The following is a 19,479-nucleotide window of genomic DNA, read 5'->3' as shown; positions in this document are numbered from 1 at the left end:
AACTTTGGACATTCATAATCTGACTTTGCAGTTTGCATTTCTGTATGCACCCTTTGTCCACACCCCAATGGAGCAGATAACACCAACACTGTGGCGCGGCATGGATCCAAAGGTGAAACAGATTGAAACGCTGCACGACAAAGGCTTCAAAACGATCGTTTCCCTGCGCACCAATCCGCAAAAGCAGAAAGAAAGGCTCTGCAAGAAGCTCGGCATGAACTGGTGCGTCATCAAAACAGGCGTCTTCAAGGTTCCCACATTCGAACAGATGGACCAATTTCGAGCAATCGTAAACAATCCCAAAATGCAGCCGGTATACACCTCGTGCGAAGTAAATATGGACCGCACCGGTGTCTACATAGCCGCGCATCGCATGGTCGACTTACACTGGAGTGCACAACAAGTCGCCGACGAATTCAAAGCGCATCACCAGAAAACATGGTGGCCGCCATTCCGAAAATATCAATCACAGGTGGAAGCCTATGCCGCCGCGCGGAGCAACAGCAGCAGCGTGGCATCTAGTTCGACATCTAACCCGGATACAGCCACGGTCAAACCAACTCCAAACGGCGAATTCTCAACGACTACAACGACTGTTGTTACAGGCAAACGAACACAATAATCTGTTGGAGAACAACTCATATATTCTGCGGTGATCGCCTATTAGTGCGCGTGCGCTTTGATGACACAAAGTATCACGCCTCCGACCTGCCTAATATTTAGTCCGATAGAAAAGTTGAACAAGACCGCTACCATACTGCTTGCAATCAGCCAGCTCCAGACTCAACCGGCTATCTAGCTTCTGAAACAATCGAGTGCCTGCCCCCAAGAGTAACGGATGAATTGCGATTTGAAACTCGTCAACGAGCTTCTCCTTCAACAATGCATCAGTGAGTTGAGCACCGCCAAATAGCCAAATGTCTTTACCTCTTTCCTCTTTCAATCGACGAATAGCTGTTACAAAGTCGCCGCCAATGATCATCTCACTCGAATTAGTCAAAGCCAGTTTGGTCGAAACGATATACTTACGCTTTGCAGAAAACGGGTCTGTGCCTGACGCTTGTAACGTTTCGTATGACTTTCGACCCATTAACAAAGCATCGATACCGTCCAGGAAATCAGAAAGCCCATAGTCCTGGTCGGTAAAACACCAGTCATACTCGCCATTTGGACCTTCGATAAACCCATCAAGAGACAATGCCAAGTTCAGAATCAATTTTCTCATGCCGCACTTTTACCACGTAGTTTTCTAGCTCTCGCCAGTCTTCCACCTTGCACCAGGCTCTAAAAGCTGCCCCGACAGCGGAGCATAAGCTTCGCACAACTAGTTTGTGTCTCCAACAGACGCGCGAATTCCCTTCACTATTTCCCACATGTGTAAATCCGAAAGAGCGCTACCAAGAGGGCCCCTGGCCAAATCCAGACAAGTCTTTTCTAAATTACTGACTAGATCGCATCTAGCGTGCGAGTCCAAATTTATACCACCCTGACCGGCTGGAATCGGTTTGTGGAAGTTCGCATTGGGCTGCTGCAATCCTGTACTCAATGGCACAACAATGACACTATCCCAATTACGATTGCGTGGGTTTGTCGAGACTATTACAACCGGTCTAGGTAAATGCGGATCGCCCGGTGTGATTGGATTTACATTCAGCAACCACACTTCCCCGCGGCGGGGAAACGCAGGAGCAACACCTGCTGATTCCTTCATTAGCGTTTCCAGGTATTCTTAGCAGAGCGGCTCGTTAAGGCATTCCAAGCCTTTGCGTCTGCGTTCATTTCAGCGGCGGCAGCGGTGAAATAACGCTCTTCTTCCTCCTCAGTTTTACTTCGCAGCCACATTTCCATTGCTTCTTCGACGATGTCACTGCGAGTCACTTTGAGTTTTACTACGTGTTCGTCGACTCTTGCGACCACACTTTCGTTTACGCTAGCCGTGAACTTAGTCTTTCTTTCTCTGGTTGCAGGCATAACATCATCCCTCTCTGTATGCCAGTTTGTCATACTTTTTGTCATCCGTCAATAAGAGCATGGGCTCGGGGTTTTAGTTCCGATTGTTCAAACTGGTTTCGGAATAGAATTGAACTCAAGTGAAATGCTAACTTATCAAATAATAGCCGTGCTTCAGGAGGAAACAGTGTGAGAAAACTTGCCAGTGGCTCATTGCTGTTAGTTGCCGTGGTTGCGACACTTTCAAATCAATGCTCAGAGGCGGCGCCCGTAAGCTTCCAACAAGCGGTTGCCGATTACACGGCAGGCAAATACAGTCAGGCTAACGCAGAATTCGAAATCTACAAGCAAGCCTACCCAACAAACGCCATGGTTCACTACTATCTGGCACTGTGCAAGCAGGCGCTTGGTCATATCGAAGGCGCGAAGGCGGAATATCTCTGGGTGACACAGAACGGCGACGCTCGATTGAGAGGCATGGCGCAATCAGGATTCGATCAGCTTTCTAAAGCAAAGTATTCAGGCAGTTCTTCATCTTCTGTTGCCACAGCGACACCTTCTCACACGGCAACATCCGCATCATCGACGCCCATCGTCGCAACCGCAAAAGTCAAAAAGATAATCGAGTTCTACGCCGATTGGTGAGGGGCTTGTAAAACATTTGCGCCCGTGTTTGACGCAACAACTTCAAAATTCAGAGACATCACCTTCGAAAAATTAGATCTCGATACGAGCAAGGATCAGGCAAGCAAATACAATGTGGAAAGTATTCCGCGAATGATAATGCTTGATGCAAGCGGCAATGTTCTCTATAATGCCAGCCCACCGAGAAGCGAAGAAGCGCTTGCTGCTGTAATAAACCAGCACAGATAATTGGGATGACTATGGACAAGTTCGCAAAATGCCCGTGCGACAGTAAACTGTTGTACCAGAAATGTTGCAAGCAATATCACGAAGGCGCGTTGCCTGCCAGAGCAGAGGCGCTGATGCGTTCAAGGTACTGCGCCTACGCTCTGGGATTAAGCGAGTACATCATGGCTACAACGCATCCTGAGCATCCGGAATTCACAGCAGACAGACCGCGCTGGCAAAAGGAAATCGAAAACTTCGTCAAACACACGCGTTTCGATCGACTGAAAGTTCTACATTCCGAAGACGGACAAGACACTTCCACTGTCAAATTCACAGCTTATCTCAGGCAAGCAGACCAGGACGCCAGCTTTACTGAAACCAGCACCTTTGAGAAGGTAAACGGGAAATGGCTGTACAAGAGCGGTGTAATCAAATCTGATCCAGTCGAATCCGCGTAACCGCATCGAAGCAGCCAAGCACCAAATATAGTGCAAATCAACTAGCAAGAACCCGGCCAAGCGCGAGCAAAATCCGTGCCACACGGAGCAAAGACGCGAACAAAAGCCGAGTGCCCACAAAAACTGAGCAAAACCCGAGCCCGAACGTTACTGCGTAAATTGCAAGCTGAAAGGTCGTCCGCCGAGACTGCCGTTGCCGACCAGCGAGGAAAGCCTGCTGAAAGCTCCAGTGCTTGCTTGCAGCGAACCAGCTGCACCACCTATGCCTGAGCTCTGCATGTTAACGCCGAACCCACCCGGGCTAAAGTTCGTCAAAGTGCCATTCACATTGAACTGCTGCCCATGGTCGCCAATAATATTGATAGTGACATCTGGCGACCATTTCGGGCTAACAATCTCAACTTGAGAAATGCGCACTGGCGGTTGCCCCTGCAGATAGAAAGTACCATTCCCTCTCTGACGAATATTTATCGGAGTTGCAAATCCCGGATTCTGCTCGCGAGCTCGCTGATATGCCGTTTGCAGCAAATGCACCTCGTCGCCCTTTGCTGGTCGAGTACGACGACCGTTGTTAATCACGTACGAATCCAACACAGATGTGACGTTTACGACACGCCCACCATCATTCCAGGTGGCAACAATGCTGTTAGGCGCCATATAACTGCTGGAGATGAGCGTTGGGGACCAGGGATTGTAGTTGGGTCGCTCCCATCCCGGTGATGGATTCCATGTGCCGGGGTTGAGAATAGGATTGATGCTGTATCCACCGCTGATTTGTTGAATCGAGTTACTGACCATACTCCACTGACTCATGACACTCGCATCCATTCCCGTTTGCTGCAAAAGCCCGAGCACGCCCGATGCGCTGGAATTGATACGCTGAATTTGAGAAGGAATATCAGAATCGCGCTTCGTCTTATCAAGCTTCGCCACTTGATCTTTCATATCTTTCAAGGCATAGCAAAGCTGCATATCAGCGCCCTGCGGCTGCGGAAACCAACGTCCACGCGTTTGCAGAAAAATCTGCACGGTCTTCACCAGCGTATCCATCTGCGAATTCAGGTTATCGATGGAACTTCCCAGTTGCCCTCTAGACCACTGCGCCTGCGCGGGAAGGCAAAGTTGGCTGCACTGGACGCTTACGGTCACGGTAAGAGCAACCAGACCCATCAAAACTCTGTTCATACGCGATCTCCCATCTCATCAGAAAACGCAGTAAAGATAGCGCGTCTTAGACAGGAATGAAAGGTTCGATTTAGTTTTTAGGCAAATTGCACTTCGGACAATTCGGATTAATGCTGTTGAAAAAAGTGTCGCAAGCCCTCTTGCTTGCGTCGTTTTCGATATCTGCATGCCACAAACAATCAATCAGATACTTGGGCGTAGCAATGACGAGTAATCTCGTTGCACCAAGTTTGTTTGTGTAGTACCACTGCCGCGCCATGCAACCATGCACCTTCAGGTTCTTCTCGCTCTTGCGATCTGATAAACGCTGAGCCTCAACCTCTATAGCTGCAATCATGTCAGCTTCAGTTTTGAAATCGACTTTCTGCACATCGACACTGAAGTGGCTTCCATTGACATCACCAACTGCCGTTGAGCCGTCCTGTCTTTCTCGACTGAAAAATCCGGGAGGCATCATATAGGTCAGCCCCGAATCGGGATCTCGTGCCGGAGCCAAACCGTTGATGGTCTCACCGATGTCTGGAGCGCTCTTAGCAGCCAGCCAGCCGCCACAGCCAAACAAACCGATAACCAGCACCAGGGCACTTCGAACAATTCGACTGCGTCGCTGCGCAAGGCGATCTATTTGCTTCATTTCTTCCTCACTTAACAACCACGGCACACCGTCTGCCAATTTTCCCCAATCCAGGCAAACGATGCAATTCATTCCACATAATCTGCGAAATTAATTACTCTGACGAAACTATTACGTACTCGGAGAAACCAACGGCTGGCTTGCAACAAGATTCTCTGAACGTCTTACCTGCGTGCCTTCAATTCATCAAGATGCGCTTTAGCCTGTTCGCCGCGCGGATCACCGGGCGAGCACAGGCTTAGAAACCTTTGCAGCTGCGCGATAGCAGCATCACGCTCTCCATTTTTTTCAAGAGACTTTCCTAAAAGCCAGCAAATATTTGGGTCTAGCGGGCTCAGCCTGGCAGCCTCCTGATAAGCCTCGACTGCCGGCGTGACGAAATTCTGCACCATGAGAACCGAACCCAGGGTTGTATGCGCCGATGCTGATTTGGGATCTAAATGCACCGCCTCTTTCGCCTGAGCACAAGCCTGATCGACATCACCGCTCTTCATCAACGCATAACTTAAGCGCTCTCGCAAATCAGAACGCGCCGGATACAAATCGACTGCCTGTTCCAGATAATTCACAGCATCGGACGCCTGATTGTTGATCAACAGTTTATTGGAAAGCGCTAAGAGCACGGACATGTCTTTAGGATTCAATTTATATGCGGTGTTCAGCTCTTGCAAGCTGGCATCCTTGTCACCCAATTTGTCCAGCACACGAGCATAATTCAAGTGGAAAAGTTCGTCGAGCGGACGCATCGCAATCGCTTTGCTATACATGTCAGCTGCGCCTTTCCAATCATTCTTCATAGTCAACGCGGCGCCCCAGTCGGCAACAGCGTCCGCGTAATTTGGATCAGCTACCACAGCTAGCTTATACTGCTCCAGAGCCTCGTCGATTTTACCCTCAGCGACTGCCTGATTGGCTTTTAGATAGGAACCTTCAGCTGAAAGAAAGGAACTGACGGATGCCGGCAAATCAGCAACACGCTCCGCGGGTAGTGCCCCAACGACAAGATCCGATCCTGTCCACGACGACTTCATGACTGGAATTTGCTTACGCCCAGGTCCAGCTGCAGCCGTTTCTGCCTCAGTCTTACCTTTTGCAATTTCAAATGCTTTGTTGAGCGAAATCAGTCCATCTTCCTCTCGTAGTGCTTTTGTCAGATTGCGAGAAAAGGCAGTACTCCAGGTCATTTCATTGGGCTGACTGGAAGATAGAATGATAAAACCGTTTCCCAGGACGGCTTTCTGCAAGTCGAAATTAAATGCAGATTTAGCTGCCGCAGTAGTTTCGGTCGTTTTTGCAGCGCCGCCTAATTCAGCCGCACCACTGTATCCAGCTTGCAAAACCAATAAAATGCGGTCGGAATGAATACTCTCTTTCAACGTGCTCATTATTGATTGCATTGATATGCAGGTGCCGTAAATATTATCGAGCGCACAATCATAAGTACACAAATAAGTGTTCCCATCGGTGGTTGGAAACGCACTCGTAGCCAGGTATACAACGACCATGTCGTCTTTACCGGCGCTCCCCAGAAAGCTTGGTCCAAGTGCCGTGGAGATCGCCTGCTTCGATGCGCCTGCGTCCGTAAGCAACTTAACGTGACTGCGCTCGAATCGACCCCCGTGAGGATCGACCAGATAGTTATCGAATTCCCTGGCAGATTGCGCCATATCCATGGCATCAGTGGGAGCCAGACGGGCTTCTTTGAACTTGGACATGCCTATAACCACAGCCCATTTCTGTTTGATGGGTCTGTTGGCACCACGCGACTTTGGATCGAGGTCCTGAATCTTTGTGAATTCGATTCCTCGCACCGCCTTTGGTGCCATATCCAGAGATGAAGCACCGCCAGCGACATTAGCACCAGTTGCGTTGTTCGAGCTGGTCGCGGCATTCGAGCCGGTTGCGGTATTCGAGCTGGTCGCAGAGTTTGCACTGGTAGCGGGGTTTCCACCAGCTTGGCCAAATGCGGATAGCGGAACGTTAACAAGAACAATGGCAGCTGATATTTGCGAAAACCAAAACGACCTGCTGCGACCCATTCTTATCCTCATCGTCCGCTGTTATGCAGGAGAGAAATGCTGGCCGAAACCATACCGCCATTCTGCGCTCCGAGCCGAACAAGACTACTGTCGGCTGAATTTTGCACCTGAGAAATAGCCGAAAAATCATCCGGCAAAATCACCGGCATCGGGTCATCCCACGAGAGCTTCATGCGCGTTGGACATAGGTCTTTCGAACCGGTCTGATCGTGCGAAACAAAAGCAGTCAGAGTTCGATTTTTCAGTTTTTCCGGTGTGACATCCACTTTCACATTGGCAAAAACAAGACCCAACTGCTCCGTACCGGGGTGTTGATCGAATTGCATCCACCCTACAGCGGGAATCGGATAATCCATGCCGTGATTGAGATAATTCTGCGTTCCATATTTCGGATTCGGGAATAACACATCGCTCTTTCCGGTTGTGCCTGCCTTCATGACCAGGTATGCATAACCATCTGTCTCGGGAATCAGATGAAAGCGAATTCTGTCACCTGTCTTGAATTCAGTTTTGTTGTTGCAGCGGTAGATCTTATTGCCACGATTTAATTCAATCCAGAAATTGATTTGAGGTGATGTCGCCACTATCTTGTGTTTGAACTCACTTTGAGCCGCAGGTGCCGGAACAGAAGCCAGTTGCCGGGCTACGTCGTCAACGGAAAGATTACCTCCATTAGCCGCGCCAGTTTTCTGAGCGTTCCCTGTAGTAGCAACCTGCATAGTCGCATCGTTTTTCGAAGATGCCACCACTGATAATTTGTCTGCGTTGCCGGCAATTGCCAGGTCAAGCGGTGCCACGTTGCGGTCGATCCATGTTGTAACGAAACTCAGATCTTCGGGCTTGAACTGCCCCTCTTCAAAAATAAGGTGTTCGGCATTTTTGCTCAAAACGAGCTGGCGGTTAGCGGTAGCAAGCTTTTCGTAGAGCTTCCAGGTGCCCTCGGGGCGAATCAGTTTGTCATCAGTGCCCTGAATGAAGAGCACAGGCAATTTCTTGATGTAGGTGGCAGCATTCAAATTGCCGGACATGAACTCATCGAACTGCACAAATTCCTTGGCTGAAAAATCAGTTCGCATAAGCGGATCGTTTTTCCACTGAGCTCGCAAAGACTCCTGACCGGAAATCTTCTGCACAGCGCCAAAGGCGGCACCGCTGATGGGTTTATCGAAATCACCCGTGATAGCACGAGTCACAGCCGTCAGGGTAACTTTCTTCTCTCCCTCACTCATGCCGAACCTGTCACGAGCAGGCACAGAAGCAATCAAACCATCGACAAGATCGGGATAAAGCGCTGCCGCTCTTAAAGCAACGGCTCCTCCCATCGATTCGCCAAGTAGCAGCACCGGCACACCCGGTTGTTCCTGATGGATTTTTTCCAGGGCAGCTTTGATATCTACCAGCCAGCCGTCGATATCGAACGAAGAATGCTCCGTTTTCTTCTTCAATTCACCGAACCCGCGCAGGTCTATTGCATAGGCAGCAATGCCGTCTTTCGCCATTTCCTTGCCGAATGCATCAAAACAAAACTTGTGGAGACTGAATCCGTGGATACAGAGCATTGCAACTCGCGGCTTGCCTGACTGCGGCAGCCAGGAAGTTGTAGGTGTCGGCTGGGCAGGAACGGTGGGGGCGGTCAGACTGCTGCGCCACTTTCCGCCAAACAGAGATTTAGACCCGTCATCATCGACAGGGCTTGTGATTCCGGCATTACTGTCAGCGGCTACTACCGTGGGCGAGACGACCAGGTTAAACCCGAGCATTACGGTAAAAGCTAAACCGACTAGGCTTTTTCGACCAAACACACCTGGTTCCTCAATGACTTTGTCGCCTTCTCGCCAGCTGATAAGAATGGCCTCAAGTATACATTTAACCTCATCACCGCCGTCGCGTGAAAATTAGGCTCCGAGAGGCACAAAAATTATTCTTGCTGTCAGTGAACGCAGTTAGGAAACCCATCCATTGGGAAAATCAGAAGTGACGCATTGAGATTCAAAAAGTGAACGTCCAATTTGCCGGCACGCTCCGATACCAACTGCAGCTCTCCGAAGTCCTCCGCAGGGTGATGGAGGGACAACCTGAGCCGCTCAGTGCCCTTCTGCTGAATGATGAGCAAAACGGGCGCCACGGAACGATTTGCATCTCTCAAAGCCGATACATCTGTGGCGCAGAGCTGAAGAATGGACAATTTGAGCGAATCAGCACAGGCTACGAAGCCCTGAAAGAGATTGCCAGACTGGTTTCGGCCAACTTCAAATACATTACGGCTCCGCCGGAATTTTTTGAAAACACCGAGCTGACGCTCAATATTCCGATCGAAAAACTGCTGGTCTGCTTGCCCGAGCTGCCCGCAGAGCCTTCCGAACTTCAGGACAGCGATGCACTACTTGACCGGGTTTTCGACAGTGACGAAATTCCAGTCATTAAACCGGTTGAAGTGCCCGATCCTGCGGCGAGCAAACCCAAAAAGAAGTCGACCTGGCACTCGATGCCCGTGCGCATCGCATCCGAAGTGTTCGCCGAGCAGGAAGAGGACGAACCAGAGGTAGAAGAAGAAGAACCAAAGATCAGATACACCACGATGGAAGAGCGCGCTCTTATGGAGCTTGGACCGCCGAGCGGTGCCAAAGTGCGCAAGAAAAAGCCCTGGTACTACAAAAGCCTCAAACGCATCGGCTATTTCTTTTACAGCCTGTACACGGCGCCCATGCACGTTATCAGAAACCTGGCCAAGCCGGTCATACTTCCACTGATAGCAATTGCAGTGTTGTATCAAGCCTGGAATATCCTGTCGCCCATGGTACGAAACTTCAAATTCGCACCGCCCCCGTCACCGAAACACCAGGCGGCTGCGCCTGACCGACCCGCCAGGAGCGCGCCGGTCTACCGGGCGCCGGTAGCTCGCCGCAGTGCACCTGCCGCTCACCCGGCGGATTCAAACACGATAACAATTACCCAGCCTGTCGTAGAAAACAAACCGATCGTGCCTTATACAACACCAGAAAATCCACCGGTGTACCCACATCGGCGCGCTTACCAGGTTGTGCCGCAAGCTCATCCCAGCAACGCCAATCTAACCGCCCCAGTCATTCCTGCGTCCAACACCGAGCCACCAAATACGGTGACATCGCCGGTGCCGACGGAATAAATATTACACCCTGGCTGCGGCCGCGGCTCTACGAGCAGTTTCCAGCGTCACAAGCAATACAGAAATATCGGCGGGGCTGACACCACCCATGCGTGCAGCCTGACCCAGTGTCTCGGGACGAACCTTGTTGAGCTTTTCCCTCGCTTCCTTGCACAAATTACCCAGAGACAAATAATCCAGATCCGAGGGAAGCCTTACAGAATCGTACTTTTCAGTTTGGGCAACATGATTTTTCTGGCGCTCGATGTAACCTGCATACTTGATTTCAGTTTCCAATTCCAGCGCGTAGTCAAAGCCCTCAGGCGCAGGGCTCATCTTCGCAATCACAGAATATGGAACCCGCGGGCGGCGCAACAATTCCTCCAGCGTCACCGAGAGCTTCAGCTGTTCGTTATATTCAGCAAGTGCTTCATCCCATTCTGCGGAGGGCTGAATGCGGGTTTTGCTCAAGCGTTTGCGCTCAGCACCAATCGCATTCTGTTTGCGTTCAAACACCGCCCAACGTTCATCATTGACTGTGCCGATTTCTCGTCCGAGCGGGGTCAACCGTTCATCAGCATTGTCTTGACGCAACAAAAGACGATATTCAGAACGAGAGGTCATCATCCGATAAGGCTCACCAATCTCTTTGGTAACCAGATCATCGATCAAAGTAGCTGTGTAACTCGTTGAACGAAGCAATTGGAACGGTTCACGATCAAGCACATAGTGCGCCGCATTGATACCGGCGATGATACCTTGTGCCGCGGCTTCCTCGTAACCGCTGGTGCCAAGCATCTGACCGGCCGCAAAAAACCCGGGCAAATCTTTTGACATCAGTGCGTGCGTGAACTGAATCGCCGGTAAGTAGTCATACTCAACGGCATACGCCGGGCGCACCATAATGGCATTTTCGAGACCCGGCAGGGAATGCACAATTTGATGTTGCACAGCTACAGGCAAACTAGTAGAACATCCCTGCAGATAGACTTCATAAGTTGAACGCCCTTCCGGCTCAAGGAAAAACGCATGACTCTCTTTGTCTGCGAAACGCACTACCTTGTCTTCCACAGAAGGGCAATAGCGCGGTCCCACACCATGAATCATTCCTGAATACATCGGCGACTCATGCAGGTTATTTCGAATCAGTTCATGTGTAACAGCGGTTGTTCTCGTTTGATGGCAGGGCATCTGCTCTCTGACCGGACGATTATCCAGGAATGAGAAAAACTGCAGACTGTCATCACCCGGCACCACAGGAAGATTTGTGTAGTCGATTGTGCGTCCGTCTAAACGTGGCGGGGTTCCGGTTTTAAGGCGATCCATCCTGAAGCCGAGAGACTTCAGATAGGCAGACAAACCAATCGCGGGGAACTCACCGGCTCGCCCAGCCGGCATAGTCTCTTTTCCAATCCAGATTGTGCCTTCCAGGAAAGTACCCGCACACAGCACGACAGCGCGCGCCTCGATGCGGTCACCGAAAGCAAGCTCAATACCGGAAACTTTGCCATTCTCAACCAGGAAGTTCTTCACCATTCCCTGCCGCAAAGTGACGTTCGGCAGCGATTCCATATAATTTTTCATCCAGGCGCTGTATTCGCGCTTGTCCGACTGAGCCCGCAACGACTGAACCGCCGGCCCGCGGCTCATGTTCAGCATGCGCATCTGCAAGTAAGTGGCATCTGCCGCTATGCCCATGACTCCGCCGAGCGCGTCCACCTCCTTAACGAGGTGAGACTTAGCAGGACCACCGACGGCCGGATTGCACGGCATCGCACCGATCGTATCCAGATTTACGGCAAGCATCAAAGTGGAACAGCCCAGGGCTGCCGCGGCATTAGCAGCTTCACAGCCGCCGTGCCCTCCACCGATAACGATTACGTCGTACTTCTGCGTCATGGTTCGTCTCTTCGCGCCGCGCACAAATGTGACAGGCGCTTCATCGGCAACATTTCGCGTTACCAATCTCAGCTTAAGTGTGCCATCATATCAAACATAGCGATAGCGCGCCTATTCCAGTTTACAGAAGGTCAACAGGAACAGAATCACCTGATGGACTCGGGAATCAAAACAATCTTTGGCGGACTCGCCGTTGCGCTGGCAATCGGCGGGATGTTGGCCTGGTCGGAATGGAGCGAAATAACAAAAGCGAGCGAAACGCCACATGCTGTTCCGGGCGTGTCACGAACGGTGCTCCCGGCTGGGCAGTTTTTCGGACAGGCAGCGGTCGGCTATCAAGCCGCGCAACAATGCCCTGAAATCATCGAAAAGCTTTTCTGTTATTGCGGTTGCGACGAAACCGATCAGCACACTTCATTGCTCGATTGTTTCACTACCACTCATGGTGCCGACTGCCAGATTTGTACAGACGAAGCAGTTATCGCAGCCCGAATGAAGAAAGAGGGCAAGCTAATTGCTGAGATCCAGAAGGTTGTCGACGACAAGTATGCCAATGAGTACCCATTCGAAAAAGAAAGCCCGGCCCTGAAAAAATACCGCGCGATGGCAGTTGGGGTGAAGTCTTCCGCGTCTGATAAAGCTGGCGATTCATCCCATAAATCATCAGCGGAAAAGCCCGGGGCAAACAAATTGAAAGAAGGCAAATCAGCCGGAACCTGCTGCAAGTAAAAGAGTTTTGCTACTCAAAGTCTACGTCAACCATTGCAAATTCGGGCATAATAATGTAGTTGATAGTCTGCTGGTAAATCCATGCGCCCCGAATCACAAAACGAGCAAGACGAGGACAGGCGCCCCAAAGTGCTTGTCGTCGACGACGACCTGGCTCATCAGAAACTCATGTCACTCATAAGCGACCACCTCTTCATCGAAGTTGAATTTGCAACAACAAGCGGTGAAGCGCTGAATCTGCTCCGCCAGGGATCATTCGACATCATCTTGATGGACTGGAGAATGCCGGTCACAGACGGACTGAAGTGCACGTTGCAAATTCGCGAGTTGCAAGATGCGCAGGGACATCGAGTTCCCATCATAGCCGTAACAGCTCACGCCTTGAGCGGTGATCGAGAGCGCTGCCTCGACGCTGGCATGGATGACTACCTGTCCAAACCGTTCACTCTCGAGCAACTACAGAACAAGATCCAAAAGTGGCTCGGAAGCAGCGAAGAGAATCGCGAACCAGATTCGGTGGCATAGCAGTTTGCTATTTCTTGACAACCTGAACAAAAAATTCGTCAACAGAACTCTTCTAATGGGCGAACTCGACAGGTGCAGCAATAAGCCAAAAACCATGATTAGATCTAGGGTTTTCTGATATGCCATTACGGTAAAGTTCTGCTAAACTTAATCAACTTGAAACCTCATTCTGGATAGGTTTGAAACTATGGAACAACTTGCCACACAGTGCCAAGAACTTTATACGTTCAGAATCGTTTGTGACGAACGATGCGCACTCGTTGGCAAGCTTGCAGCGATTATCAAACTCTGGGATCGGACAGGAAAATTCAACTTCATCAGCCGTGAATCAACAGCGCCGGAAGATGCCCGCCTGTTGAATCAGTTCGATGCAAGCCCATGGAGCCTCGTTCTTTTCGACGATATGAACTATCGATGGGAAGGTCCTGAGGCGATTCCAATCATCCTGAAAAATTTGCCCGGTGGCAAAATAGCCGTGGTCTTTTATTGCTTACCAGGCACCATGTGGCTGACCAGACAGCTCTATCTTCTGGTCTCTCGCAACCGCCGCAGATTCGTTCAACAACCCACCTGAGCCTTTACACGTTACTGGTAAACGAGTGATCTGCAGGGAACACCAGCCGTCGCCCCGTCACCATTCAGGCGTCGCAGTTCACCAGTCCTCACCAATTACCGTGACTCGCCCTATCGCGCTAGGACAGTCGACCCATGACTTTATTGAGGCTGATATCAGCCCATGAAGTATAAGAAGGATAGAAGTCGATTGCGACACCGACTGTAGTGCCGCCCGCTGCCACAAGCGTGTAGCACAAGAAGTTACCATCACCCAGCGCGGTGGCTGTCACGGCGCCCCAGTCAAAACACCATGCCTCCAGACCAGCTAATTTGTTTTGAACGGAGTCAGCGACGCCCCGAGCAGTCAAATCACACAGCCGCTCATAAAACTCCTGATCGTACCGATAACGCGACCTGTCGAAGATTCCGGCCTGACCAGACAAGACACTGACCGAATCACCAAGCGAAATAGTCCACGAAGCCAGCTCAGCATCAGCCCTCGAGTAAATTGCAATCAGTTTATAAGCGTCCGCCGAGTCATCCAAAACAAATGCGTGCCACAAGCCAACAGCGCAGTTAGAAAAAAAAGCACTACCACCATCGTCCAAAGTCTTTCGACATGGATCTGCAGCGGCGACATTTCCATCAGAAACGGTGAAATCACCCAAATACACGACTTTCTCGACTTTAGCAGGACACATCGCAATAACTCCTGCTAAATAGCTGCGCAAGCCTTTCGCGCCGCCCAGATATCTGGATCTTCGGAGTGATCGTCGTCCTCATGAATGATTTTCTTTCCCGAGAAGGCATCACTACGAATCACAACATCTTGAGCAGATGTCGCAATGATTAACGTGCATTTGCTCGCATCCGGCCAGGCAAACGTTGCATTCAGCCCTTCGTTGAACTCCTGTTGAGTGCAAGACATGCGGAAATGATCGTAACCGTCTTTCGAAATTACAAGAACATCAGGGTCCAGCACCGACAGCGCTTTACTGATGTGATCGAAGCTCGTTGGCGAAATTTCCACAATCAGCCGCTCGGTTGGTTCATTCACATCAAGCACCGCATTTAGTACTGCACCGGTATCTTCATTGGCGAGGCGCAAATATTCCGTACGATGCTTCACCTGCAAATCGTCATAACAAAATTTGCCGGCCGGACAGCGTTCTTCCGAGCGATTTACCATCACAACCAGAACTTTTGGTGATACATGCTCTCGCCAGTGTTTAGCCAGTTTAGCCAGGGCATCGAGAGGATCTATCACTGCAAGAAGAGGAAAACTAGTGCTCGCAATCGCATATGCGGGCCGCTCGCCGACTATGCAACCGATAGCCCCTTCGGAGAAGGCATCGCCCAAAAAATCGTGACCATCGTATTTTTTTCCAGACAGCGCCACATACCACGCCCCTTCAGGCAGCGTGCGCGTGTCTGTATGAACCTCGGCAGATTCGTCAGGCATCAATCCAAGTGCCAGCCTGGCACCCGTAATATCCATAATTTCTTCAGCAGAAAAAACAGCCGCCACAGTCACCACCTCGTGCATCACGGATAAAAATCAGTATTGCAGGAAATGATATCGACCCTTCTATTTATATGGAAGGGCTGATGACTTGTTTAATCGAACAGTTTGAACGACGGTTGAATTTCGCGCTGACGCTGTCAGTTCACAAGTGAAAATAGTTAGCAGCCGAAACCCGCTTATTTGGTAGAAACCAGTTCTTTCGATTCGGCGCGGGAGGCAAACCTGGCTGCATCAGCCGTAGTCACTTTCGTGTCGGCTTTCTTCCTATCGGTCAGAACCCGATTGAGCAAACGGCTTGCGTAGTTATTCGCAAAACTGCTTCGCTGCAGATCATCGGTAGAGTTGTCATTTGACATGGGTGGCAGCCCTCCGTTTCAAACATGTAAACGATTGCAAGCACAAATCTCGCACCGACTTTCATCAGCACCAGCGCCAATTGTGGATTCCAAACGCATCAAGATGTTAGTAGAAAGGATATATATTGGCAACCCCCAAACGACCTTCTTAAGCGCAATTAACTGGCGAATGCCTTATGATACTCACTGACAAAGCTAAGTTTCGCAGGCTTGCAAATGGCAGATCAGCTCTCAGTCGCAGATCCGAATTGTTCTGACAAAGAAAGCACTTTGCTTATTCCGTTCGATACGCCGGGCGTGGAAGCCTGGGCAAAACGCCGACATTTACTCGATACGGCCGACCTGACAGTGCCCGAAATCGAATGCCTGATGGCGCTTGCCGTGAAGTGCAAAAAATTGCACGAGACAACACGCGCACCACTTTCGGTGCTGAACAACAAGATTGTCGCAAACTTATTCTACGAAAATTCAACGCGCACCCGCAGCAGTTTCGAGCTGGCAGCGAAGAAGCTCGGCGCCTCTGTATTGAATCTGGACATCAAAACCTCCTCGGTAACAAAAGGCGAAACAATCGAAGACACAGCCATGACGCTCGTCTCAATGGGTGTCAACGCGGTAATCCAGAGGCATTCTTCTTCAGGAGCAGCGCACAAACTCTCCAAAGCATTAACACCTGAGGTTCATGTCATCAATGCCGGCGACGGGTGGAACGCACACCCAACGCAAGCTTTACTCGATCTGTTCAGCATGCTCGAAATACGTCCGAGCGTCACCGGCTGCAAAATTGCCATCATTGGCGATATCACCCATTCACGAGTAGCGCGTTCGAACATTTCGCTGCTTAAGAAGCTCGGCGTAGATATCCACGTTGCCGGTCCACCTACCCTGGTTCCTAAATATCTCGATACTCTGGGCGCCACTGTGCATTCCCGCCTCGAACCAGCCATCGAAAACGCTGACTTCATCATCGCCTTGCGATTGCAGATGGAACGCCAACAACAGGGGCTGATACCAAGCATCGGTGAATTCCAGAGACTATATCGCATCGATCACAAACGCTTGAGCCTGGCAAAACCGGGCGTGCATGTGCTGCATCCAGGACCAGTCAATCGCGGCATCGAGATTACAGACGAATTGATGGACGATCCCAATGTGTCATTGATCAGTCGCCAGGTGGCCAGCGGCATCGCTGTGCGTATGGCTGTTCTATTCCTTCTTATGTCGGAGCACAACCAATCCAAACAAAGGACTGCAAACGGTGGCTAGATCTTTGCTGATCAAGAATGGTTTACTCGTTGATGATTCGAAAAAACATCGGCTGGATGTGCGCGTCGAAAACGGAAAAATAGTAGATTTAGCCGAACACATCGACAGTGCCAAAGAATCGCCAGACGAAGAAATCATCGACGCTTCGGGACTCTGGTTGTCGCACGGATTTGTTGACCTGCACACGCATTTACGCGACCTGGGACAATCAAACAAAGAAGACATTTTCACAGGCACGCGAGCTGCTGCTTGCGGCGGATACACGACAGTGGTCGCCATGGCCAACACCGACCCGCCCACAGACGACGTTCTTGTCATGTCGCGAATTCGCCAGCTCATTTCAGAGCGTGCTTGCATCGAAGTGCTGCCCGTCGCGTGCGTCACTAAAGGAATGGCAGGAAACGAGCTCACCGAAATGGTAGAGCTGGCATCCATGGGCGTTGCCGCTTTCTCAGACGACGGTTTGCCAGTCAGTAATTTAGCGGTGCTGCGCCGCGCCCTTGAATACGCCGAGCTGGCGGAACGGTTCATCATCAGCCACGCTGAAGACAGAGATCTTGCTGCAGGCGGATGCATCAACGAATCGCCAACCGCCACAAGACTTGGACTTGCTTCGATCACGCCCGCTGCCGAGTCAGCTTGCATCGCTCGTGAGATAGAAATTGTTCGTCAAACAGGTGGCCGCCTGCACTTCGCCCATGTTTCAACTGCCGCTTCGGTGAATTTGATTCGCGGAGCCAAGGCAGACAAACTGCGCGTCACAGCAGACGTCACCCCGCACCACCTCGTTCTTTCGGATGAAGATATCAAAGACTTCGACACTTCCTTTAAGATGAACCCACCTTTGCGCTCAAAAGCGGATCAAGCGGAATGCGTGCGCGGGCTGAAAGACGGCACTATCGACGCTATCGCTACAGATCATGCACCGCACAGTCGCTCAGACAAAGCAAAAACTTTTGACGAGGCACCTTTTGGTGTAATCGGCTTAGAGACTGCCTTCGCGCTTTGCTACGAACGGTTGGTCCTGTCAGGTGAACTGGACGAGCACAAATTGGTGGCACTCCTCACTTCAAAACCTGCACACATTTTGAACCGCACTTGCAAGTTCGAAAAGGGCAGCACAGCTAATTTCGCACTGCTCCAACCAAAGCTTATATGGACTTATCAAACCAAAGACGGATTTTCTAAGAGCATAAATTCACCGTTCAACGAACGCAAAATGACCGGCAAAAATCTGCTCACTATATACCAGGGCAACCAGATCTACTGCGACCTGCAACATATGCCGGCGCTCTCTACAAGCCATTCCAAGTCAAACTGATTTTCAAAATCATGAGCGGTGACTCCATTTTCAATAAGCTATGGAGACGAGTAAGTAAGTACGGATTCATACTTACCATGGGTTTGATTGCCCTCGTCGCGTTCAAGACACCCCTGCAGCACTACATCTCACTGACACGCTACCAGCACGTGGGCATCGCCATTTTTCTCTTCGGAATGGGCTATGTCATGCAGGCAATCTGGTCATGGCGTGTTTACTCGAAGTGGGCAAAAATGGCTAATTTTGCCACATCTGCGTTCTTTTGCTCGGTCGGATTATTTTTCTACTGCAACACCTGGCTTGAAGAATACGCCACAGACGCTACGCCTTCGCGCTATATCGGGCGCCTGGTTCTAGTTTTCATCTACTTGTTCATGGCGCTCATTGTGTCGGGATTTTGGGTCAAATGGGCACATGAAGACAATAAATTGAAAGACGCGGAAAAAGACGCCGCTGAGAAACAACAACAGGAACAAGAACTAGAACAAAAGCAAAAACAGGCAGAACAAGGCAAGAAGACGGAGGATAAGGAATCTTGAAACGACTGATACTACTCGTTGGCATCCCAGGCTCGGGCAAAACGACGCTGGCGAAGAAAATCGTTGAGAAGGGATTCCATTGCCTCAGTGCTGACCCAATACGAGAAGAACTGTATGGAAACGCCGCGGAACAAGGCGACAAAGAAGAGGTCTTTAGAATCTTCTTCGAACGCCTGGAAGATGCGCTATCGAAAGAACTGGACATCATTGTCGACAACACAAATCTAAATCCGCGCCAACGCAAACCACTGCTGGAGCGTGCTCAGAAAGCCGGTTACACAGACATCCAACTGTGGCTGCTGGATGTTCCCCTGGATGTCTGTTTAAAACGAAACGCCAGTCGGGAACGAGTCGTGCCTGACGATATCGTGGCCAATATGTTCATGGAACTGAACCGTTCAGGCAGACCGCAACGCAGCGAAGGCAAACTGGCAATAATCCGTCCGGGCAACGACGAGAACGACTTCCGATTCTTCTTCCCGGGCTCGTAAGTCATGGAACGCACGCGGCCCGCGCGCTAAT

General features: G+C 50.6%; 23 protein-coding genes. 12 read left to right on the top strand and 11 right to left on the bottom strand.

Going from position 1 to position 19,479, the window contains the following annotated elements; translation table 11 throughout:
- Positions 1 to 4: 4 nt before the first annotated feature.
- Positions 5 to 622 (top strand): hypothetical protein, encoded by a 618-nt coding sequence (locus EKK48_17240; protein ID RTL40196.1) that lies wholly within the window; start codon positions 5 to 7, stop codon positions 620 to 622.
- A gap of 90 nt (positions 623 to 712) precedes the next feature.
- Here EKK48_17240 and EKK48_17235 read toward each other — a convergent pair whose 3' ends face one another.
- From EKK48_17235 to EKK48_17225, 3 genes are all read right to left on the bottom strand, one after another.
- Positions 713 to 1,225, bottom strand: coding sequence for a dihydrofolate reductase (locus EKK48_17235; GenBank protein RTL40195.1), 513 nt, complete (start codon positions 1,223 to 1,225; stop codon positions 713 to 715).
- 99 nt (positions 1,226 to 1,324) lie between these two features.
- Positions 1,325 to 1,711 carry a type II toxin-antitoxin system PemK/MazF family toxin gene (locus EKK48_17230; GenBank protein RTL40194.1) on the bottom strand — a complete coding sequence of 129 codons (387 nt, stop codon included), beginning with the start codon at positions 1,709 to 1,711 and terminating at the stop codon, positions 1,325 to 1,327.
- Positions 1,711 to 2,016, bottom strand: a complete 306-nt coding sequence (locus EKK48_17225) for a ribbon-helix-helix domain-containing protein (GenBank protein RTL40193.1) — start codon at positions 2,014 to 2,016, stop codon at positions 1,711 to 1,713. The genes EKK48_17230 and EKK48_17225 overlap by 1 nt, the downstream gene beginning before the upstream one ends.
- Before the next feature lie 123 nt (positions 2,017 to 2,139).
- Between EKK48_17225 and EKK48_17220 the strand changes: the two genes are divergently transcribed.
- Genes EKK48_17220 through EKK48_17210 form a run of 3 tightly spaced genes read left to right on the top strand, consistent with a single transcriptional unit; the run spans position 2,140 to position 3,260 of the window.
- On the top strand, positions 2,140 to 2,595 hold the full coding sequence (locus EKK48_17220) for a hypothetical protein (GenBank protein ID RTL40192.1): 456 nt from the start codon (positions 2,140 to 2,142) through the stop codon (positions 2,593 to 2,595).
- Between the two features lie 24 nt (positions 2,596 to 2,619).
- Entirely contained in the window at positions 2,620 to 2,823 is a 204-nt protein-coding gene (locus EKK48_17215) for a hypothetical protein (GenBank protein ID RTL40191.1), read from the top strand.
- 11 nt (positions 2,824 to 2,834) lie between these two features.
- Complete coding sequence (locus EKK48_17210; GenBank protein ID RTL40190.1) at positions 2,835 to 3,260, top strand: hypothetical protein; 426 nt, start codon at positions 2,835 to 2,837, stop codon at positions 3,258 to 3,260.
- A 147-nt stretch (positions 3,261 to 3,407) separates the two neighbouring features.
- Here the strand turns inward: EKK48_17210 and EKK48_17205 are convergent, their stop codons facing one another.
- The 4 genes from EKK48_17205 to EKK48_17190 all read right to left on the bottom strand — a co-directional run bounded on the left by EKK48_17205 (position 3,408) and on the right by EKK48_17190 (position 8,920).
- Positions 3,408 to 4,445: a hypothetical protein gene (locus tag EKK48_17205; protein ID RTL40189.1), complete on the bottom strand. Its 1,038-nt coding sequence runs from the start codon at positions 4,443 to 4,445 to the stop codon at positions 3,408 to 3,410.
- Positions 4,446 to 4,515: 70 nt separating this feature from the next.
- Positions 4,516 to 5,079, bottom strand: a complete 564-nt coding sequence (locus tag EKK48_17200; GenBank protein RTL40188.1) for a hypothetical protein — start codon at positions 5,077 to 5,079, stop codon at positions 4,516 to 4,518.
- A gap of 164 nt (positions 5,080 to 5,243) precedes the next feature.
- Entirely contained in the window at positions 5,244 to 7,130 is a 1,887-nt protein-coding gene (locus EKK48_17195) for a tetratricopeptide repeat protein (GenBank protein RTL40187.1), read from the bottom strand.
- A complete protein-coding gene (locus EKK48_17190; protein ID RTL40186.1) occupies positions 7,127 to 8,920 on the bottom strand; it encodes an alpha/beta fold hydrolase in 1,794 nt (597 codons plus the stop codon). The genes EKK48_17195 and EKK48_17190 overlap by 4 nt, the downstream gene beginning before the upstream one ends.
- Before the next feature lie 194 nt (positions 8,921 to 9,114).
- On the opposite strand from EKK48_17190, the gene EKK48_17185 reads away from it, so the two are divergent.
- Positions 9,115 to 10,263 carry a hypothetical protein gene (locus tag EKK48_17185; GenBank protein ID RTL40185.1) on the top strand — a complete coding sequence of 383 codons (1,149 nt, stop codon included), beginning with the start codon at positions 9,115 to 9,117 and terminating at the stop codon, positions 10,261 to 10,263.
- Between the two features lie 3 nt (positions 10,264 to 10,266).
- Here EKK48_17185 and mnmG read toward each other — a convergent pair whose 3' ends face one another.
- Positions 10,267 to 12,141: a tRNA uridine-5-carboxymethylaminomethyl(34) synthesis enzyme MnmG gene (gene mnmG, locus EKK48_17180; protein RTL40184.1), complete on the bottom strand. Its 1,875-nt coding sequence runs from the start codon at positions 12,139 to 12,141 to the stop codon at positions 10,267 to 10,269.
- A gap of 153 nt (positions 12,142 to 12,294) precedes the next feature.
- Between mnmG and EKK48_17175 the strand changes: the two genes are divergently transcribed.
- The 3 genes from EKK48_17175 (at position 12,295) to EKK48_17165 (ending at position 13,969) form a co-directional block, all read left to right on the top strand.
- Positions 12,295 to 12,870: a hypothetical protein gene (locus EKK48_17175; GenBank protein ID RTL40183.1), complete on the top strand. Its 576-nt coding sequence runs from the start codon at positions 12,295 to 12,297 to the stop codon at positions 12,868 to 12,870.
- An 81-nt stretch (positions 12,871 to 12,951) separates the two neighbouring features.
- A complete protein-coding gene (locus tag EKK48_17170; protein ID RTL40182.1) occupies positions 12,952 to 13,395 on the top strand; it encodes a response regulator in 444 nt (147 codons plus the stop codon).
- Positions 13,396 to 13,582: 187 nt separating this feature from the next.
- Positions 13,583 to 13,969, top strand: coding sequence for a DUF393 domain-containing protein (locus EKK48_17165; protein RTL40181.1), 387 nt, complete (start codon positions 13,583 to 13,585; stop codon positions 13,967 to 13,969).
- Positions 13,970 to 14,087: 118 nt separating this feature from the next.
- Here EKK48_17165 and EKK48_17160 read toward each other — a convergent pair whose 3' ends face one another.
- The 3 genes from EKK48_17160 to EKK48_17150 all read right to left on the bottom strand — a co-directional run bounded on the left by EKK48_17160 (position 14,088) and on the right by EKK48_17150 (position 15,831).
- Positions 14,088 to 14,651 carry a hypothetical protein gene (locus tag EKK48_17160; protein ID RTL40180.1) on the bottom strand — a complete coding sequence of 188 codons (564 nt, stop codon included), beginning with the start codon at positions 14,649 to 14,651 and terminating at the stop codon, positions 14,088 to 14,090.
- Between the two features lie 14 nt (positions 14,652 to 14,665).
- Positions 14,666 to 15,499, bottom strand: a complete 834-nt coding sequence (locus tag EKK48_17155) for a hypothetical protein (GenBank protein RTL40179.1) — start codon at positions 15,497 to 15,499, stop codon at positions 14,666 to 14,668.
- Between the two features lie 152 nt (positions 15,500 to 15,651).
- The gene (locus EKK48_17150; GenBank protein RTL40178.1) at positions 15,652 to 15,831 is read right to left on the bottom strand and encodes a hypothetical protein; all 180 of its coding nucleotides are present in this window, start codon (positions 15,829 to 15,831) and stop codon (positions 15,652 to 15,654) included.
- 216 nt (positions 15,832 to 16,047) lie between these two features.
- Between EKK48_17150 and EKK48_17145 the strand changes: the two genes are divergently transcribed.
- Genes EKK48_17145 through EKK48_17130 form a run of 4 tightly spaced genes read left to right on the top strand, consistent with a single transcriptional unit; the run spans position 16,048 to position 19,448 of the window.
- On the top strand, positions 16,048 to 17,097 hold the full coding sequence (locus EKK48_17145; GenBank protein RTL40177.1) for an aspartate carbamoyltransferase catalytic subunit: 1,050 nt from the start codon (positions 16,048 to 16,050) through the stop codon (positions 17,095 to 17,097).
- Positions 17,021 to 18,418 (top strand): dihydroorotase, encoded by a 1,398-nt coding sequence (locus EKK48_17140; GenBank protein ID RTL40176.1) that lies wholly within the window; start codon positions 17,021 to 17,023, stop codon positions 18,416 to 18,418. The genes EKK48_17145 and EKK48_17140 overlap by 77 nt, the downstream gene beginning before the upstream one ends.
- 11 nt (positions 18,419 to 18,429) lie before the next feature.
- Positions 18,430 to 18,957 (top strand): hypothetical protein, encoded by a 528-nt coding sequence (locus EKK48_17135; protein ID RTL40175.1) that lies wholly within the window; start codon positions 18,430 to 18,432, stop codon positions 18,955 to 18,957.
- On the top strand, positions 18,951 to 19,448 hold the full coding sequence (locus EKK48_17130) for an AAA family ATPase (GenBank protein RTL40174.1): 498 nt from the start codon (positions 18,951 to 18,953) through the stop codon (positions 19,446 to 19,448). Before EKK48_17135 ends, EKK48_17130 begins: the two co-directional genes overlap by 7 nt.
- The last annotated feature ends 31 nt before the right edge of the window (positions 19,449 to 19,479 follow it).

The sequence above is a fragment of the Candidatus Melainabacteria bacterium genome (assembly GCA_003963305.1).
Taxonomy (GTDB): domain Bacteria; phylum Cyanobacteriota; class Vampirovibrionia; order Obscuribacterales; family Obscuribacteraceae; genus PALSA-1081.
The sequence above is the reverse complement of the archived record's forward strand: the minus strand, read 5'-3'. Positions and strand labels throughout refer to the sequence as shown.

Coding starts and splice junctions, on each gene's coding strand:
- EKK48_17235 (RTL40195.1), bottom strand. CDS start 1,225: ATGAGAAAATTGATTCTGAACTTGGCATTGTCTCTTGATGGGTTTATC.
- EKK48_17230 (RTL40194.1), bottom strand. CDS start 1,711: ATGAAGGAATCAGCAGGTGTTGCTCCTGCGTTTCCCCGCCGCGGGGAA.
- EKK48_17225 (RTL40193.1), bottom strand. CDS start 2,016: ATGACAAAAAGTATGACAAACTGGCATACAGAGAGGGATGATGTTATG.
- EKK48_17210 (RTL40190.1), top strand. CDS start 2,835: ATGGACAAGTTCGCAAAATGCCCGTGCGACAGTAAACTGTTGTACCAG.
- EKK48_17205 (RTL40189.1), bottom strand. CDS start 4,445: ATGAACAGAGTTTTGATGGGTCTGGTTGCTCTTACCGTGACCGTAAGC.
- EKK48_17200 (RTL40188.1), bottom strand. CDS start 5,079: ATGAAGCAAATAGATCGCCTTGCGCAGCGACGCAGTCGAATTGTTCGA.
- EKK48_17195 (RTL40187.1), bottom strand. CDS start 7,130: ATGAGGATAAGAATGGGTCGCAGCAGGTCGTTTTGGTTTTCGCAAATA.
- mnmG (RTL40184.1), bottom strand. CDS start 12,141: ATGACGCAGAAGTACGACGTAATCGTTATCGGTGGAGGGCACGGCGGC.
- EKK48_17175 (RTL40183.1), top strand. CDS start 12,295: ATGGACTCGGGAATCAAAACAATCTTTGGCGGACTCGCCGTTGCGCTG.
- EKK48_17170 (RTL40182.1), top strand. CDS start 12,952: ATGCGCCCCGAATCACAAAACGAGCAAGACGAGGACAGGCGCCCCAAA.
- EKK48_17165 (RTL40181.1), top strand. CDS start 13,583: ATGGAACAACTTGCCACACAGTGCCAAGAACTTTATACGTTCAGAATC.
- EKK48_17160 (RTL40180.1), bottom strand. CDS start 14,651: ATGTGTCCTGCTAAAGTCGAGAAAGTCGTGTATTTGGGTGATTTCACC.
- EKK48_17150 (RTL40178.1), bottom strand. CDS start 15,831: ATGTCAAATGACAACTCTACCGATGATCTGCAGCGAAGCAGTTTTGCG.
- EKK48_17145 (RTL40177.1), top strand. CDS start 16,048: ATGGCAGATCAGCTCTCAGTCGCAGATCCGAATTGTTCTGACAAAGAA.
- EKK48_17135 (RTL40175.1), top strand. CDS start 18,430: ATGAGCGGTGACTCCATTTTCAATAAGCTATGGAGACGAGTAAGTAAG.